Annotated in this window: 15 protein-coding genes; 5 read left to right on the top strand and 10 right to left on the bottom strand. The window is 68.8% G+C overall.

Going from position 1 to position 17,234, the window contains the following annotated elements; genetic code table 11:
* Nucleotides 1–96: 96 nt before the first annotated feature.
* The 8 genes from WI26_RS20000 to WI26_RS20035 form a co-directional block, all read right to left on the bottom strand.
* Nucleotides 97–1,587, bottom strand: coding sequence for an efflux transporter outer membrane subunit (locus tag WI26_RS20000; protein ID WP_069226936.1), 1,491 nt, complete (start codon nt 1,585–1,587; stop codon nt 97–99).
* A 10-nt stretch (nt 1,588–1,597) separates the two neighbouring features.
* Nucleotides 1,598–2,752 carry an ABC transporter permease gene (locus WI26_RS20005; protein WP_069226937.1) on the bottom strand — a complete coding sequence of 385 codons (1,155 nt, stop codon included), beginning with the start codon at nt 2,750–2,752 and terminating at the stop codon, nt 1,598–1,600.
* The gene (locus WI26_RS20010; RefSeq protein ID WP_069226938.1) at nt 2,749–3,720 is read right to left on the bottom strand and encodes an ABC transporter ATP-binding protein; all 972 of its coding nucleotides are present in this window, start codon (nt 3,718–3,720) and stop codon (nt 2,749–2,751) included. The genes WI26_RS20005 and WI26_RS20010 overlap by 4 nt, the downstream gene beginning before the upstream one ends.
* Nucleotides 3,717–4,682, bottom strand: a complete 966-nt coding sequence (locus WI26_RS20015; RefSeq protein ID WP_155768793.1) for an HlyD family secretion protein — start codon at nt 4,680–4,682, stop codon at nt 3,717–3,719. Before WI26_RS20015 ends, WI26_RS20010 begins: the two co-directional genes overlap by 4 nt.
* Nucleotides 4,679–5,377: a TetR/AcrR family transcriptional regulator gene (locus tag WI26_RS20020; protein WP_059595464.1), complete on the bottom strand. Its 699-nt coding sequence runs from the start codon at nt 5,375–5,377 to the stop codon at nt 4,679–4,681. Before WI26_RS20020 ends, WI26_RS20015 begins: the two co-directional genes overlap by 4 nt.
* 284 nt (nt 5,378–5,661) lie before the next feature.
* Entirely contained in the window at nt 5,662–6,084 is a 423-nt protein-coding gene (locus WI26_RS20025; protein WP_059466170.1) for a cupin domain-containing protein, read from the bottom strand.
* A gap of 13 nt (nt 6,085–6,097) precedes the next feature.
* Nucleotides 6,098–6,535, bottom strand: coding sequence for a carboxymuconolactone decarboxylase family protein (locus WI26_RS20030; protein WP_059466169.1), 438 nt, complete (start codon nt 6,533–6,535; stop codon nt 6,098–6,100).
* A 95-nt stretch (nt 6,536–6,630) separates the two neighbouring features.
* Complete coding sequence (locus WI26_RS20035) at nt 6,631–8,112, bottom strand: PLP-dependent aminotransferase family protein (protein WP_069226939.1); 1,482 nt, start codon at nt 8,110–8,112, stop codon at nt 6,631–6,633.
* Between the two features lie 159 nt (nt 8,113–8,271).
* Here WI26_RS20035 and WI26_RS20040 point away from each other — a divergent pair, with 159 nt between their 5' ends.
* Nucleotides 8,272–9,189 (top strand): LysR family transcriptional regulator, encoded by a 918-nt coding sequence (locus WI26_RS20040; RefSeq protein ID WP_059466167.1) that lies wholly within the window; start codon nt 8,272–8,274, stop codon nt 9,187–9,189.
* 146 nt (nt 9,190–9,335) lie between these two features.
* Nucleotides 9,336–10,085 (top strand): SDR family oxidoreductase, encoded by a 750-nt coding sequence (locus WI26_RS20045; RefSeq protein ID WP_069226940.1) that lies wholly within the window; start codon nt 9,336–9,338, stop codon nt 10,083–10,085.
* 71 nt (nt 10,086–10,156) lie between these two features.
* Here WI26_RS20045 and WI26_RS20050 read toward each other — a convergent pair whose 3' ends face one another.
* Nucleotides 10,157–11,812 carry a glycoside hydrolase family 32 protein gene (locus WI26_RS20050; RefSeq protein WP_069227801.1) on the bottom strand — a complete coding sequence of 552 codons (1,656 nt, stop codon included), beginning with the start codon at nt 11,810–11,812 and terminating at the stop codon, nt 10,157–10,159.
* Between the two features lie 166 nt (nt 11,813–11,978).
* Nucleotides 11,979–13,565 carry a glycoside hydrolase family 68 protein gene (locus WI26_RS20055; protein WP_069227802.1) on the bottom strand — a complete coding sequence of 529 codons (1,587 nt, stop codon included), beginning with the start codon at nt 13,563–13,565 and terminating at the stop codon, nt 11,979–11,981.
* A 167-nt stretch (nt 13,566–13,732) separates the two neighbouring features.
* Here WI26_RS20055 and WI26_RS20060 point away from each other — a divergent pair, with 167 nt between their 5' ends.
* The 3 genes from WI26_RS20060 to WI26_RS20070 all read left to right on the top strand — a co-directional run bounded on the left by WI26_RS20060 (nt 13,733) and on the right by WI26_RS20070 (nt 17,113).
* Entirely contained in the window at nt 13,733–14,767 is a 1,035-nt protein-coding gene (locus WI26_RS20060; RefSeq protein ID WP_069226941.1) for a substrate-binding domain-containing protein, read from the top strand.
* A 405-nt stretch (nt 14,768–15,172) separates the two neighbouring features.
* Nucleotides 15,173–15,859 (top strand): type 1 glutamine amidotransferase domain-containing protein, encoded by a 687-nt coding sequence (locus WI26_RS20065; RefSeq protein ID WP_059915817.1) that lies wholly within the window; start codon nt 15,173–15,175, stop codon nt 15,857–15,859.
* Between the two features lie 144 nt (nt 15,860–16,003).
* Nucleotides 16,004–17,113, top strand: coding sequence for an NADH:flavin oxidoreductase/NADH oxidase (locus WI26_RS20070; protein ID WP_069226942.1), 1,110 nt, complete (start codon nt 16,004–16,006; stop codon nt 17,111–17,113).
* Nucleotides 17,114–17,234: the final 121 nt, after the last annotated feature.

The following is a 17,234-nucleotide window of genomic DNA, read 5'->3' on the forward strand; positions in this document are numbered from 1 at the left end:
GCCGGTTTTTTTCGTGGGTGCGCGCCGCGCGCATGGCGCGGGCGCCGTCGTCGGCCGAGCAGCGTCCTGCAACGTGTGCCCAGGCAGCCCCGACCGTCACCGGGCCGAATCATCCGGCCAGTTCCCCGCCAGCGACTGAAAAAGCGCTGCCGTATCGGCAAGCCGGTCGGCCTGCGCGCGCGTGCGATCGAGTGCGGTCTGCAGTGCCTGCCGTTGCGCGTCGAGCAGCGCGAACGTGCTGATCCCGCCTGCCGCGTAACGTTCGCCGGCGATCGCGTTGCCTGCCGCCGCTTCTCGCGCGGCCGTGTCTCGTGCGTCCAGTTCCGCCGCATCGTGTTCGACCGCGCGCATCGCGTCGGCGACCTGCTGGAGCGCCAGCAGCACGGTTTCCCGATAACTTGCGAACGCGGCGTCGTATGCAGCTTTGGCCGCCCGCTTCTTCGCGCGCAGTTCGCCGCCGTGAAAGAGCGGCTGCGTCAGGCCGAGACCGATATTCCAGACATTGAGCCCGCTCACGATATCCGCGATGCGCGTGCGTTCCGAACCAATCCCGGCTGAAATCGAAAAACGCGGATACAGGTTCGCGGTCGCCACGCCGACGTTCGCGCTCGCCTGGTGCAGCACGGCTTCCGCCGCGCGGATGTCGGGCCGTTCGCGCGCGAGCGTCGACGGCAGCGCGACGGGCAGCGTGCGCGGCAGCGCGAGCGAATCGAGCGTGAGATCGGGCAGTGCGGCGTCGGACGGCGGCGCGCCCAGCAGGATCGCGAGCCGGTGGCCGGCCTGCGCGTGGCGTGCCGCGAGCGGCGGCAGCGACGCCTGCGTCTGTGCGAGCAGCGTGCGCTGCGCATGCACGTCGGCCTGCGATACGCCACCCGCCGCGAAGCGCGCTTCGACAATGCGCAGCTGCCGCGCCTGCGCGTCGACGAGCTGGCGCGTGAGCGCGATCTGCTGCGCGAGCGACGCGCGCAGGATCGCGGTCGCGACGACGTTGCCCGCGAGCGTCAGGCGCGCGGCGTCGAGCGTGTACGCCTGATAGTCGACCTGGGCGCGCAGCGCTTCGAGTGCGCGCCGGTTGCCGCCGAACACGTCGAGTACGTACGACACGCTCACCGACGCGTCGTAGAGCGTGAATGGCCCCGGATTCGGCACGTTGGCGGGCAGCCCGAACGCGGCGATGTCGACCTTCTCGCGCGTGGCGGACAGGTTCGCGTCGACGCGCGGCAGCATCGTCGCGCCGGCTTCCGCCGCATGGTTCTGTCGCGCTTCGTCGAGCCGTGCGCGCGCCTCGGCGAGCGTCGGGCTGTTTTGCCATGCGGTATCGACGAGGCGGTTCAGCGGCGCCGAATCGAAGCTGGTCCACCAGCGTTGCAGCGTGTGCGCGGCCGGTGCGAAAGTCTGCGCGTTGCCGGCCGGGCCGCTGGCCGCCGCCGTCGCCGACGGCGCTTCGTCGCGCGTGTAGCGCTGCGCGGACGGCGCGTCGGGCGCGCGGAAATCCGGCCCGACCGCGCATCCGGCGACGAGCAGCGCAACGGCTGCCAATGCGCTGCGGCGGGCAGTGTGGAAGGCTCGACGCGAAGTCGGTTTCATCGCGCGGCCCCTAGTCGAGCGTGCGCCGGTAGAAGCGCAGCGCGATGCCCATCACGACGAGCGTGAACAGCGCGACCGGCCACACGGACGGCCACAGGTCGGCCCAGCCGTTGCCTTTGAGCAGGATGCCCCGCACGAGGCGGTTGAAGTAGGTGAGCGGCAGCAGGTTGCCGATGAACTGCGCCCACTTCGGCATCCCGGCGAACGGGAACATGAAGCCCGACAGCAGGATGTTCGGCAGGAAATAGAACACCGCGAGCTGCATCGCCTGCAGCTGATTCTGCGCGAGCGACGACAGCGTGATGCCGACCGTGAGGTTCGCGGCGATGAACAGCAGCGCGGACAGGTAGATCGCGAACATGCCGCCGACGAACGGCACGTCGAACACGTAGCGCGCGGCGGCGAGGATGATCGACACCTGGATCAGCCCGATGAACACGTACGGGACGATTTTGCCGGTCATCACCTCGAGCGGCCGCACGGGCGTCGCCAGCAGGTTCTCCATCGTGCCGCGCTCGCGTTCGCGCGTGATCGCGAGGCCCGTCATCATCACCATGGTCATCGTCAGGATCACGCCCATCAGGCCCGGCACGACGTTGTACTGCGTGATGCCTTCGGGGTTGTACAGGCGGTGCAGCACGACGTCGAACGCGGCCGGGCGGCCGTTCAGGTGCGCGAGCGGGCCGGTCAGGTCCTTGTCGGCGACGGGTTGCACGAGGCCCGGCAACGCGCCGATCGCGGACGCGGTCGCGACGGGATCGGTCGCGTCCGCCTCGACGAGCAGCGACGGGCGCTCGCCGCGCAGCAGCCGTTTCGAGAAATCGGCCGGCACGCTCAGCACGAACTGCACGTCGCCGCGCGCGAGCGCATGCCGGCCGGCCGTTTCGTCGGGCAGCGTCGCGACGATGTCGAAGTATGCGGAATTGCGCATCGCGGCGACGAAGCTGCGCGCGAACGGGCTCGAGTCGGCCACGATCACCGCGGTCGGCAGATGCTTCGGGTCGGTGTTGATCGCGAAGCCGAACAGCGCGAGCTGGATGATCGGCACGCCGACGATCATCGCGAACGTCACGCGGTCGCGGCGCAGCTGCAGGAATTCCTTCAGCACGATGCTCCACCAGCGCGCGACCGAGAACGATTCGCGCAGGCCCGCCCACGCGTTCATGTCGCCGCTCCGCCGGGCGGCGCGGACGCGCGGCCCATCATGTAGATGAACACGTCCTCGAGCCCGGTGTCGATCGGCGCGACCTGCAGCGGTGCGTGGCCGTTTGCCTGCGCGTTCGCCTCCGACGCGACCTGCGCGAGCGTCGCATCGAGCAGCGCGCGATCGCGGCCGCTCACGTGCAGCGTCGAACCGAACACGACCGTCTGGTCGACGCCCGGCATCGTGCGCAGGCGCGCGGACAAATCGGCCAGGTGGCCGCCGCTGACCGAACGGGTCGACAACTGCTGCGACGCGACGATTTCCTCCGACGTGCCCTGCGCGAGCAGTTCGCCGGACGCGATGTACGCGAGCTTGTGGCAGCGTTCGGCTTCGTCCATGTAGTGCGTGCTGACGAGTACCGAGATGCCTTGCGCGGCCAGCCGGTGCAGTTCTTCCCAGAAGTCGCGGCGTGCGGCCGGATCGACGCCGGCGGTCGGTTCGTCGAGCAGCAGCAGTTCCGGCTCGTGGAGCATGCACGCGGCGAGCGCGAGACGCTGCTTCCAGCCGCCCGACAGCGCGCCCGTGAGCTGGTCCGCGCGGCTCGCGAGGCCGAGCCCGTCGAGCGCGCGCGACACGGCCGCCCGGCGGTCGGGCATCCCGTACACGCGCGCGACGAAATCGAGGTTCTCGCGGATCGACAGGTCTTCCCAGTACGAGAAACGCTGCGTCATGTAGCCGACACGCCGCTTGATCTGCGCGCTGTCGCGCACGATGTCGTAGCCGAGACAGGTGCCGCTGCCCGAGTCGGGCGTGAGCAGGCCGCACATCATGCGGATCGACGTCGTCTTGCCGCTGCCGTTCGGTCCGAGGAAACCGAAGATCTCGCCGCGCGCGACGCGCAGCGATACGTCCTTCACGACGTGCTTGTCGCCGAAGCGCTTGTTCAGGCGGTCGACGTCGATCGCGTACGGAGCGGGTGGCGCGTTCATCGCATCCTCACGGCGACGGGCTGGCCCGGATGCAGCTTCTGCGCGTCGGCGACGGCAGGGCGCGCTTCGACCATGAACACGAGCTTGCTCCGGCTCTCGTTGCTGTAGATCACGGGCGGCGTGTATTCGGCCTCGCGCGACACGTAGGTGACGCGCGCGGGCACGTCGGCGGGGCAGCCGTCGCAGTGGATCGCGACGGTGCGCCCCGGCGCGATCGACGCAACGGCGGCCTCCGGCACGAAGAACCGCACCTTCAGGTTCTGCGGCGGCAGCATCTGCACGACCGGGTTGCCGGCCTGCACCCATTCGCCGACGCGATACAGCGTGTCGTACACGCGCCCGGCGGCGGGCGCGGCGACGCGCTTCTGGTCGAGTTTCCATTGTGCTTCGGCGACGGCCGCCTGCGCGGCATCGACTTGCGCCGCCTGGGCGGCCACCTGCTGCGCGCGTCCCGGCAGGCGCGCGACGTCGACCTGGTTCTGCAACTCGCGTACCTGCGCGGCGGTGGTCTGCGCGGCCGTGCGCGAATCGTCGAGCTGCTGCTTCGACAGGCCGCCTGCCGCGTACTGGCGTTCGTCGCGCGCGCGTTGCGCGGCGGCCCGTGCGGCCTGGGCGGTGGCCTGCGCGAGCTGCGCGCGCGTGACCGCGACTTCCGGCGGACGCTTGCCGGTCTGCAGGTCGGCAAGTTGTGCGCGTGCGGCCGCGAGCTGATGCTCGGCCTGCCGCAATGCGGCTGTTTCGTTGATGGCTTCGAGCGCGAACACAGGCATGCCGGCCGCGACGGCCTGACCGCGTTCGACCGACAACTGCGTCAGCGTGCCCGCTTGCGACGACGACAGGTACACGAATTCGCCTTCGACATAGCCTTGGTAGGTCGCGACGTCGTTCGCCGGCCGTCCGCAACCGGCGAGCAGCGCGACGGCGGCGGCCGGCACGAGCGGCAGCGCGCGGAACACGTTCACGACGGCCTCCGGGGCGAATGTGCGCCGCTGTCGAGCGCGGCGGCGGGCGGCTGCAAGCCGGAGCCGAGCAGCGCGCGCACGTGGCGATGCAGCACGTCGCGATCGATCGGCGGCAGGCCGCGCGCGCTCTGCCACAGCTTCGCGGTCGCGAGCGGCAGCATCACGAGCGCGATGATCGAATGGAACAGGAATGCGGGCTCGAGCGCGGGGTTCAGCGTGCCGGCCTGCTGCGCGGCGCGGATGCGCTCGGCAAAGCGCCCGACGTGCTCGAGCGGAATGCGCCGGATCATCCGCTCGCGCAGCAAGCCGCCTTCATGAACGATCTCGCGCAGCCAGATCGACGGCAGCCAGGGCATCCGATGCGTGACGTCGAAGAAGCGGTCGACGAGTTCGGTGACGAGCGCGAACGGATCGTTTTCGATCTGCGGGGCGGTCGGCCGCCACACGAACGCGATGACCTGTGCGAGCCGCTCCTCGACGATCGCATCGAGCAACTGCTCGCGATTCGTGAAGTAGTAATGGACCATCGCCGATGTGACGCCGGCGGCTTCGGCGATCTGCGCGACCGTCGTCGCCGCGATGCCGCGCTCGGCGAACAGTTGCATCGCGACATCGAGCATATGGTCGCGCAGGTCGAAGTCGTCCACCGACGGGCGGCGCCCGCGCGGCCTGGCGACGGTGGATTTCGCGTTCATGCAGACGACGTTAATTGACGCGTTAGTTAATTTCAAGGAAGGGTTTTCGCCCGAGTTGATCGGGATCAGCCATGTGTCGAACGGCTGTGCGGGCGAGCGGGGAAGCGGCGCGGCACAAAAGCCGTCTGCCGGCGGTGGAGTGTAGGAAGCAGTTAATGGTGAAACGATGGAGGCACGGTGGAGCGCGCTCCGCAGGCCGGCGACGAAGCCGCGCGTCACGAGCCGGGAAGCCGTGCCGCGCGGCATGGGTGCGTGCGCGACACGTGACGCACCCGCAAACGTCGTTACTGATCGATCGGCGACTTCAGCGGCTGGTGCTCGCCCGTCAGCCCGAACACGACGAGTTGCGCGGGCTCGGTCGCGCTCGCGTTGCGCGATACCTGGTGGCGCGAGCCGGGCGGCTCGTACCAGCCTTCGCCGGCGCGATAGCGGCGCACCGGGCCGCCGTTCACCTGCGACAGCACTTCGCCTTTCGATACGACCGCGAACACGGAGCCGAGGTGCTTGTGCGCTTCGGACGCCTGGCCAGGCGCATAGTCGACGGTCGCGACGACGGCGAGCTTGCCCGGCGCTTCGGGCACGGCCTGTTGCATGATCGCGTGCACGTTGTCGCTGGCATCGTGCGCATGGGCGGCGGTCGGCAGCGCGGCGACGAGCGCGAGCGACGTGCACAGCATCGCGCGGTGGCGCGTGAGGCAGGAGCGCATGATCGTCGCCTCCTTACTCGGGCATCTTGCGGAACGCGATCGCGAAGCGATTCCACGAGTTGATCGTCGCGATCAGCATCGACAGATCGAACAGTTCCGTATCGCTGAAGTGCGGCTTCACGGCTTCCCACACGGCATCGGGCACGTGGTTGTCGGCGATCAGCGTCAGCGCTTCGGTCCACTCCAGCGCCGCACGTTCGCGCGCGGTGAAGAACGGCGTTTCGCGCCACGCGACGACGGTTGCCAGGCGGCGGTCGGTCTCGCCGCCCTTGCGTGCATCGGTGGTGTGCATGTCGACGCAGAACGCACAGCCGTTGATCTGCGACGCGCGCAGCCGGACGAGTTCGGCGAGCGGCTTCTCGATCGAGCTTTTCGCGATGAATTCCTCGGCATTGCGCATCACCTTGATGGCGTTCGGGCTGGCGGTATAGAAGTTCAGGCGTGGTTGCATGACGGGTCCTTTTCGGTTGAGCAGCGCACGGTGGCGCGACAGGACCCACTTTAAGCGCGGCACTGGCCTGCTTGAATGTCCAATTTTGGGAAAAATCAGGTAACCAGTGTCGCGCCGTCCGCACTTCCCGAATCCAGCAGCGCAGCCAGTTTCGCGAGCGCGGCGTCGATGCGCAGCGCGTCGATCCCGCCATAGCCGAACAGCAGCCCCGCACGCGCCGCCGAGCCAACGTGGAACGCCGAGATTCCGTACAGGCCGATGTCGTGCGTGCGGGCAGCGCGGACCAGCGCGGCTTCATCGAGTCCCGGTTTCAGGTGCGCGGCGAGATGGATGCCGGCGGTCGGCACGATCGGGTCGAACCACGGCGCGAGGCTGCCGCGCAAATGCGCGAGCAGCATCTTGCGGCGCGCGTCGTAGTGCTTCTGCACGCGCCGCAGGTGCCGCGCGAAATCGCCTTCGTGCATGAAGCGCGCGAGTGCCGCCTGCGTGAGCGTGCAGGTATGCCAGTCGACGATCTGCTTCGCCTTGGCGAGCGCGCCGCGCAGCGCGCGCGGTGGAATCGCGTAGCCGATCCGCAGTTCAGGAAAGATCGTCTTCGAGAACGTGCCGACGTACGCGACGAGGCCCGTGCGGTCGAGGCTCTTCAGCGACTCCACCGGGCGGCCCTCGAAGCGGAATTCGCCGTCGTAGTCGTCCTCGATGATCACCGCGCGGCGGCGCTGCGCCCATTCGAGCAGCGCGACGCGCCGGTCCAGCGTCATCGGCATCCCGAGCGGGAACTGGTGCGACGGCGTCACGTAGACGAGGCGTGCGTCGTCGGGCAGCCGCTCGATGACGAGGCCATGCGCATCGACCGGCACGCCGATCACCGTCGCGCCGAGCGACGCGAACGCGGCGCGTGCCGGCGGATAGCCGGGATTCTCGACGGCGACGACGTCGCCCGGCCGCACGACCACGCGCGCGATCAGGTCGAGCGCCTGTTGCGCGCCTTGCGTGACCAGCACGTCGTCCCAGCCGCACGCGACCGCGCGGCTGAACGCGACGTAGCGCGCGATCGCGCCGCGCAACTGCGGATCGCCGGCCGGATCGTGGTATTGGCCCGGCCCGCGCGCCTGCTGACGCAGCGCGTGATGCAGGCAGCGGCGCCACGCGTCGAACGGGAACAGCGTCTTGTCGGTCACGCCGCCGCGGAAGTCGAACGCGGGTGTGTCCTGCGGCGCAGGCATCGCGAGGGCGTCCGGTATGTCGTCCCACGGCGCACGCACGTCGACGGCATGGACGCGCGGCGTGTCCTCGACGAGCGACGGCGTCGAGGCCGCCGCATGCGGAACCCGCGCGAGACCGTCGGCGACGAACGTGCCGTCGCCCGCGCGCGTGTTCAGGAAGCCCTCGGCGACGAGACGCTCGAACGCGTCGAGCGTCGTCTTGCGCGACACGCCGAGCTGCTTCGCGAGATCGCGCGTCGACGGCAGCCGGGCGCCGCCTTCGAGCCGCCCGTCGACGATCGCGGTTCGCAGCTGCCGAAAGATTTGCCCGGTCAGGTCGTGACGGCCTTCGATGCGGATCGCGATGTCCATCGCAGTGGTTACCTCGAATCTAGCGATCTGATGCCGATGAGCATACCGGAAGTTCGTGGCCGGTTCGGCATCCGCCGAACACGTGGCACGGCGCCATTCGATTGGACCGCCGCCCGCCTGTGCCTTACGATCCATCCAACCCCCGACCGGAGCGCCCCCATGCTGTCCGAAGACGAACTCGCGCTGCTCGATGCGATCCGCGCCACCGGCAGCCTGTCGCGGGCGGCCGCGCGGCTCGGCAAGGCGCCGTCGACCGTATCGCACGCCGCGCGACAGCTCGAAACGCGTTTCGACGCGCTGCTGTTCGACCGGCGCGGCTACCGGCTGCAGCTCACGCCGGCCGGCCAGTTGCTGACCGACGAGGCGTCGCGCCTCGCGCTGGACGTCGCGCGGCTCACGCAGCGCGTGCGGCAGGTCGCGAGCGGCTGGGAGGATCGGCTGTGGATCGTCAGCGACGAGGTGCTGGAGTTCGATACGCTGCTGCCGGTCGTCCGCGCATTCGATGCGCTCGATTCGGGCGTGTCGCTGCGCTTCACGCACGAAGTGCTCGGCGGCACCTGGGAAGCGTTGCGCGACGGTCGCGCGGATCTGGTCGTCGGCGCGACCAACGAGCCGCCGGCGATTCCGGGTTTCAAATGGTTCGAGCTCGGCGCGATGGAATGGCTGTTCGCCGTATCGCCGCGCCATCCGCTGGCCGCGGCAAGCGAGCGGCTGACCCGCGACGCGATTTGCGCGCATCGCGCGGTCGTCGTCGCCGATTCGTCGCGGCGGGCCATCGGCCGCGCATACGGGCTGCTCGGCGGGCAGGCGGTGCTCGCGGTGCCGTCGATGCGCGCGAAGATCCTCGCGCAGCGCGACGGGCTCGGCGTCGGCTGGGTGCCGCGCCGGCGGGTCGCGTCGCTGCTCGCGCGCGGCGAACTCGTCGAGAAGGAAACGGCCGATCCGCGCGAACCGAACGTGCTGTACGTCGCGTGGCGCGGCGACCGCGACGGCCGCGCGCTGCAATGGTGGCTGGAGCAACTGCGCGAACCTCGGCTCGCGCAGCGCCTGCTCGACGGGATCGACGTCTCGGGCTGAGTGCGTCGGCCGCGCAACCGACGGACAGGCCGCGACAGACACGTTCGAAGATTTCGAACATGTCTGCCGCGTCGGTCGTACGGCAAGGCCGGGCGCGGCGCGCATCCTGTGCTCACGGTCAACTCACCGGTTCACAGGAGAACATCATGCAACGCTTCGAAGGAAAAACGGTCCTCGTCACGGGCGGCAACAGCGGCATCGGCCTGGCGGCCGCACGGGCATTCGCGGCCGAAGGCGCGCGGGTCATCATTACCGGTCGCGACGAGCAGACGCTCGCCGCCGCGCGCGAGTCGCTCGGCGACGGCGCGCTCGCGATCCGCAACGAGGCCCGCAGCGTCGCGTCGGCGCGGGCGCTGGCGGACGCGATCGCGGCCTCCGGCGCGCGGCTCGACGCCGTGTTCATCAATGCGGGCGTCGCGAAACTCGCGCCGTTCGCGGATATCGACGAGGCGTTGTGGGACCTCGTGTTCGACACGAACGTGAAGGGCGCGTATTTCCAGATCCAGGCGCTCGTGCCGCTGCTGAACCGCGGCGCGTCGATCGTGATCAACGGCTCGATCAACGCGCATATCGGGATGCCGGGTTCGTCCGTGTACGCGGCGAGCAAGGCGGCCGTCAATTCGTTCGCGAAGACGTTGTCGACGGAGCTGCTGCCGCACGGCGTGCGGGTGAACGTGGTGAGCCCCGGCCCGGTTCAGACACCGCTGTACGGCAAGCTCGGGCTCGACGCCGCGACGCTCGACGAGACGGCGGACAAGATCAAGGGCCTCGTTCCGATCGGCCGGTTCGGCACGCCGGACGAAATCGCGTCGACCGTGCTGCACCTGAGCGCGCCGGAGTCCGCGTTCATCGTCGGCGCGGAAATCATCGCGTCGGGCGGGATGGGTTTGCTTTGAGCGCATGACCGGTGGGGCGCGCGTCCCGACGCGACGTCGGGCCGCGCAGCCCCCGCCGTGCGATTGCATCGCTAGCGCGATGCACAGGCGTCACGAACCTCGTCGGCGCGATCGGGACCGTGAAGCTGCGTCACCGTCAGCCCCGAGAATGTCGCGCTGCCGTGCTCGGCGAATACGGCGACGCGGTCCGCATCGAGCGGCGGAAAGATCAGGTCCGTCAGTGCGACGCGGCCGCCGTTCGCGAACACCTCGACCGACCCGCGATCGACGACGATTTCGAGCTGCAGTTGCCCGTGCTCGAGCGGCAGATCGACGATGTGCTCGCGGCTGAACGTGCCGGCGAAATCCGTTGCGCCGGAGCGCGAGCGATCGAGCGTCAGCGTGTGCTTCGCCGTGTCGTACACGATCCGGGTGCCGATCGAGCCATCCGCCGATCCTCGCACGATCAACCCCGCGCGAGCGGCGCGCCGCGGCGTGATCGTCACCGTGATGCGCTGGACGACGCCGCGCGTGGCGTCCGACAGCACGCGGGTGGCGGACTCGACGTTCAGGTCGCCTTCATGCACGGCGGGCCGCCCGTCGGCCCATGCATCGAACGCGGCGGCCGGCGTCACGACGAGCGTCGGTTCGCCGCCGATCGTCTTCAGCGCGAATTCGCGCGGCAACGTCGCCGCGCCGCGCCAGGGCGCAGTCGGCGCTTTCGCCGCGTAATCCCAGTTGCTCATCCACGCGATCGCGACAGGCCGTGCGCCCGGCGCGCCGGAGAACGTGCCGGCGGCGTAAAAATCGGCACCGTGATCGACCCAGCGGAATCGCGCGGGATCGGAACCGGCCGGCGCGACGCGGTCAGGCGTGAACGTGCGGCCATCGAAGTCGCCGACGAAATACATCGCGCCGGAGCCGCCGGCGATCGACCACGGGTTGACGTTCACGATCATTACCCACTTGATGTGTCGCGGATCGTCGTCGACGGGCATCGGCACGAGGTCGGGCATTTCCCACAGCACGCCCGCATGCGGCACGTCCGGCAACGTGAAGTCGCTCAGGAACGACCAGTGAATCAGGTCATCGGATCGATAGAGCTTCACGACCTGCGCGTCCGCGACGACGGTCGTCATCAGCCAGTAGCGTCCCGGCGCGTACCACGACACCTTCGGGTCGCGGAACTGCTTCGACTCGGGATCGAGCGTGAGCACGGGGTTGTGCGCGTAGGGCCGCCACGTCGCGCCGTGGTCGACGCTGTAAGCCAGCGATTGCGCCTGCGTGCCGGGCGCGTGACCCGAGCCGTCCTTGTAGACGCTCGTGTAAAGCGCCACCAGCGGCGTCTCGCCCGGCGCGCCGAGGCCGGACGTGTTGCGCGTGTCGGCGACGATCGAGCCGGAGAAGATTTCCTCGGTCGCGTTCGCGCGCATCGCGACCGGCTGCTCGCGCCAGTGGACGAGATCGGCGCTCGTCGCATGGCCCCACGACATGTTGCCCCAGTCATGACCGAGCGGGTTGTACTGATAGAACAGGTGATAGCGGCCGTTCTCGTAGACGAGCCCGTTCGGATCGTTCATCCAGTTGCGTTGCGGTGTGTAATGCACGACCGGTCGCCATTGCGGCGTGCCGGGTTCGTGCGGTCTGCCGCAGGGCGCGGCAGTGGCGTGCGTGCAGGCCGCGCTTGCCGCACATGCGAGCAACAGCCGGGTAATCCGGAAGGAAAAGCGAAAAAACGTCGATCTCATGCGGAGTTCCGTGCTTCGGCGCGCGAAGCGGGAAAGGAGGGCGCATGCCGCTTGCAGCGGCGGCATGCGCGATTCTGCGAAGGAGGGAGGCGGCACACACGCGACACGCGCGATGTGCGCCGCCTCGACGCTGGCGGGCGGCGCCCGCAGCGTCCATGCGGACCCGTTACGGACGGGTGCCGGGGCCGCCGTTGTGATCGGCGCCCGTCGCGGGCAGATTCGCCGGGATGTCGCCGTAACCGCCGAGGCCGCCGCGTCCGTATGCGCGGTCGACCGCCGTCGACGTGCCGTTGATGTTGACCTTCACCGTCGGCGCGAGCGTGCCGCCGCGACGCGGGCCGATCGCATCGATGAACGACTCGACGAGCCCGCCCGGCATCACGTAGTGCGAATACGACTGGAACTCGCGCGGGTTCTGGTTCGGGTCCTGCGAATAGGGCGCGCCGGCCGGTGCGGAGAAGTCGGTCGGGTTGCCGAGCACGAGGCCGCTGCCGCCGTTCAGCGGCAGGAAGTCGCTACGGATGCCGTTGCCGACGAAGCCGTAGACACCGTCCGGCCCGTCGACGCCCGCGGCCATCGTCGTGCGGTGGCTGATCGTGAACAGGTAGTACTTGCCATCCTTCAGATAGATCTGCGGGCGCTCGGTCTGGTCGTCGACGCAGTTCGCCGACAGGATCGGCGGCAGGAACTTCCATTCGGTCAGTTGCGGGTTCGTCGCGACCGCCAGGCCGACGTTGGCCTTTTGATACACTGCGCCCGAGTTCATGACGGCGTTGAGATCTTCCCGGTACGGATCGTTCGGCGCGTAGCCGAGGTCGGCCTCGGTGCAGGTGCGGGCGCCGCGCTGGCCGCCGGTGTTGCCTTCGAACACCATGTAGGTCTTGCCCGGATGCGCGGGGTCGGTGAACACGAACGGATCGCGGAACGAGAAGTAGGTGTTCTGCTGACCGGTCTGGTAGTAGTTGCCGTCCGGTTGCAGCAGCGCCTTGTGATCGTCGAAGCCGCTGAACCACACGTGCTTGTCGTCGGCGTGGATGTGGCCGTCGGCGCGCGTGATGATCGCCTGCGGCGGCGTGATGTCGGCGCCGCCGGGCGCCGAACGGTTGAACGAGGTCGCGGTGTAGTACAGGCTGACGTTGTCGCCGTGCGTGAGCCGCGCGGAGCCCGACCATTCGGCGTTGTTGGTCATCGGCGACGTGCCGAACACCTTGACGCTCGCGCCGTCCGGAAACAGGTGGCCGCCCCAGGTCCAGCCGCCGTTCGCGGGACGCTGCGACGCGGGAATGCCGGCACGGCGATAGAAGAAGCCGATGCGCGCATGGACGTGACGATCGTCGAACGTGTAGCCGGCGTGCGGATCGGCCGTGAGCGAGAAGATCACCTCCCAGCCCTTGTAGCTGAGCTGGTTCGCGCGCAGGTCGGCCAGCGGCCAGGTATCCCAGACCCACACGTTCGAGTTGATCAGCGGAAAATCCTGCGGGATGTCGGGCATCGTCAGCGACTGCGGCAGCGAGTTCTTGTCGGCGCCGGCCGTATGCGACTGCGCGACGATCTGGCGGATGTCCGCGCGGGTCCAGCGCATCGTGAAGTTGCCCTCGGGATCGTAGGCCTGCTGCGTATGCGGGGTGGGCGCGGGGGCGCCGGTGCTTTGCGCATGCGCGACGAATGACGCGGACGCGAAGGCGGCCAGTGCCGCGCCAGCGAAGAGCAAACGTTTGGCCGCGGTCGCGCGGTAAAAAGGAAAGTAGGTCATGTCGGCGTTGTTTCCGTTGACGGTGAAAGGGAACTGCTGAGATGGCATTCGAATCCAAACCGGTTTGGATGCTATTTCAAACCGGTTTGGGAGTCAAAAGATAAATATTTGACGGTAATAACTACCATTCGGAAATAATTACGGGATGGAGGGGCTGGACGAATGGCATGCACAACGCGAGGAACGACGTGAAGGTGAATCTGAAGGCGCTGTCGGATGCGCTCGGGCTGTCGCGCACGACGGTCAGTCGGGCGCTGAACGGCTACGACGACGTGAGCGAGGCGACCCGCGAGCGCGTGATGAAGGCTGCGCGCGAACTCGGTTATGTCGCGGATCCGACCGCGCGGCGGCTGGCGACGGGGCGCGCCGATGCGATCGGCATCGTGTATCCGTTCGGCGCCGGCGATCTCGGTGATCCGCGCTTCGGTGAAGTCGTCGCCGGCATGACCGAGCGGCTCGGCGAGCGCAATCTCGACTTCATCATCGCGGCCGCGCGGCCGAATGCCGAGCTCGATACGTATCGCCGGCTGGTCGACGGCAGGCTCGTCGACGGGCTGATCGTCGCGCGCACGCTGGTCGACGATCCGCGCCTCGCGTACTTGCGCTCGAATGCATTTCCGTACGTCGCGTACGGCCGTACGCAAGCCGCCGAGCCTTACGCATGGTTCGATTTCGACAACGAAGCGGGTGCGCGTGATGCCGTGCGCCGCCTGATCGCCTTCGGTCATCGCCGGATCGCGATGATCAGTGCGCCGCTGTCGCTGAATTTCGCGATGCAGCGTCGCGCCGGTTATCTCGCGGCGCTGCGCGAGGCCGGCATCGAGCCCGATCCGGCGCTGCTGGTCGAGTGCCCGTTTACGCTCGACGGCGGGCAGCAGGGCGCGCAGGCCCTGCTTGTGCTGGCCGAACGGCCGACGGCGCTGCTGGTCGACAACAATATCGCGGGTGGCGGTGCGTTCCGGGCGCTGGCCGACAGCGGCTTGCGGCTGGGGCGGGACATGTCGCTGATCGTCTACGACGGCGTGCCGCCGGACGTCGCGTATCCGCATCGGGTAACGGCGGTGGTGCAACCGACCGGGCATGCGACGGGGCGAGCGCTGGCGGACCTGATGCTGGGCCTGCTCGCCGACGGCGTTCGCCGCCATCGGCTCGAGATGCCGGTGATCGAGGCTGGCGATACGGACGGGCCGTTGCCCGGCTAGCCGCTGCGGCGGCACGCACGGGGCGCGATCGGCGACGAACGTTGCGGACGTGCCCCGGCGCAAAAGCCATGACGGTGACAGGGCTGAATGCCAGTTTTCTAGACGACCGGTCTAATCGGGGGCTATCATCCGGTCTCATGACGCGACGCCGCTCCTGCCAGCAGACGCGAAAATGCCATATCGCGCTGCGATGCTGGTGCAGGAGACGCCGTCGTTTTTTTCGCATCCTCTCTAGACGACTGGTCTAATAGGTCGCGCAATATTTTTCGGTACGGAGCCGGCACGTTGACGCGCGCCAGCGGCCTAACCGGCAGGCACGCCGTCATCGCTGCGGTACGCGGCGTGCGTCGCATTGGCTGCCGCCGCGTCGCGGCCCCGTTCCCCCATTTCGAAGGAGTGTCGATCATGAAGATTCTGGTTGTCCTGACCTCGCACGATACGCTCGGCGACACCGGCAAGAAGACCGGCTTCTGGCTCGAGGAACTGGCTGCGCCGTACTACGCGTTCAAGGATGCAGGTGTCGAGCTGACGCTCGCGTCGCCGAAGGGCGGCCAGCCGCCGCTCGATCCGAAGAGCAGCGATCCGTCCGCGCAGACTGACGCGACGCGACGCTTCGACGCCGATCCGGCGGCCAAGGCCGCGCTCGCGGCCACGCACAAGCTGGCCGACGTCTCGGCCGACGATTACGACGCGCTGTTCTATCCGGGCGGGCACGGCCCGCTATGGGATCTCGCCGAGGATCTGCAGTCGATCGGTCTGATCGAGCGCGCGCTGGCGGCGGGCAAGCCGGTCGCGGCCGTGTGCCACGCGCCGGGCGTGCTGCGCCACGTCAAGGACCCGAAGACCGGCGAATCGGTCGTGCGCGGCAAGCGTGCGACGGGTTTCACCAACAGCGAGGAAGCGGCTGTCGAGTTGACGGAGGTGGTGCCGTTCCTCGTCGAGGACATGCTGAAGACCAACGGCGCGCAATTCGAGCGCAGCGCCGACTGGGCGCCGCATGTCGTCACCGACGGGTTGCTGATCACCGGGCAGAACCCCGCGTCGTCGGAACCCGCCGCCGAGGCGCTGCTCGCGAAGCTCGGTCGCCAGTAAGCCGGCGCGGCGCCGGCGTGACCGGCACCTGGCCGTTTCCGTCGTCGGGCGCGACCGGCCCGGCGGCGGCCTGAATCGTTCCGTCGTGCGCACCGCACGACGGCTCATCCAGTCGTTTCGCAGAACCAAGCAAAGGAGTGGTGGATGTCTGCCCTGTTCGAACCGTTCAAACTCAAGGATGTCATGCTGCGCAACCGCATCGCGGTGCCGCCGATGTGCCAGTACGTCGCCGAAGACGGCGTCGTCAACGACTGGCATCACGTGCATCTGGCCGGCATCGCGCGCGGCGGCGCGGGCCTCGTGATCGCGGAGGCGACGGCCGTGTCGCCGGAAGGTCGCATCACGCCGGGCTGCGCCGGCTTGTGGACCGATGCGCAGGCCGAGGCGTTTGCGCCGTCGGTCGCGGCTATCAAGGCGGCCGGCGCGGTGCCGGGCATCCAGATCGCGCATGCGGGCCGCAAGGCGAGCGCGAACCGTCCATGGGAAGGCGACGACCACATCGCCGACGGCGATCCGCGCGGCTGGCAGACCATCGCGCCGTCGGCCGTGCCGTTCGGCGCGCATTTGCCGAAGATGCCGCGCGCGATGACGCGCGACGACATCGCACGCGTGCAGGCCGATTTCGTCGCGTCGGCGAAGCGCGCCCGCGACCTCGGCTTCGAATGGCTCGAGCTGCATTTCGCGCACGGCTATCTCGGCCAGAGCTTCTTCTCCGTGCATTCGAACCGGCGCGACGACGAGTACGGCGGTTCGGCCGAAAACCGCGGCCGTTTCCTCGTCGACACGCTGAAGGCCGTCCGCCAGGTGTGGCCGGAGCACCTGCCGCTGACCGCGCGTCTCGGCGTGATCGAATACGACGGCCGCGATGAAGAGACGCTCGCCGAATCGATCGCGCTCACGCGGCGGATGAAGCAGGAAGGCCTCGACATGCTGAGCGTATCGGTCGGCTTTTCGACGCCCGACGCACGCATTCCTTGGGGGCCGGCGTTCCTCGCGCCGATCGCGGAACGCGTACGCCGCGAGGCTGGCCTGCCGGTGTCGTCCGCGTGGGGGATCGACACGCCGCAACTGGCCGAGCGTGTCGTCGCCGAACAGCAGCTCGACCTCGTGATGGTCGGCCGCGCGCATCTGGCCGATCCGCACTGGCCGTATTACGCGGCCAAACAGCTCGGCGTCGAGCGTCCGTCGTGGACACTGCCTGCGCCATACGCGCACTGGCTCGAACGCTATCGCGTCGCCGACAAGGTGGCCTGAGCGCACGTCGCACCGCGCGCGCGACGTGCGCGGCACGCATTTGACAATGCTTGGCATCGCGTTCGCGTGCCGTGGCGGTATCGATGGATAGAATGGCGGTTCGCACCGGCCCTCGGCCCGC

Origin of the sequence: Burkholderia diffusa (genome assembly GCF_001718315.1) — a bacterium.
GTDB lineage: Bacteria > Pseudomonadota > Gammaproteobacteria > Burkholderiales > Burkholderiaceae > Burkholderia > Burkholderia diffusa_B.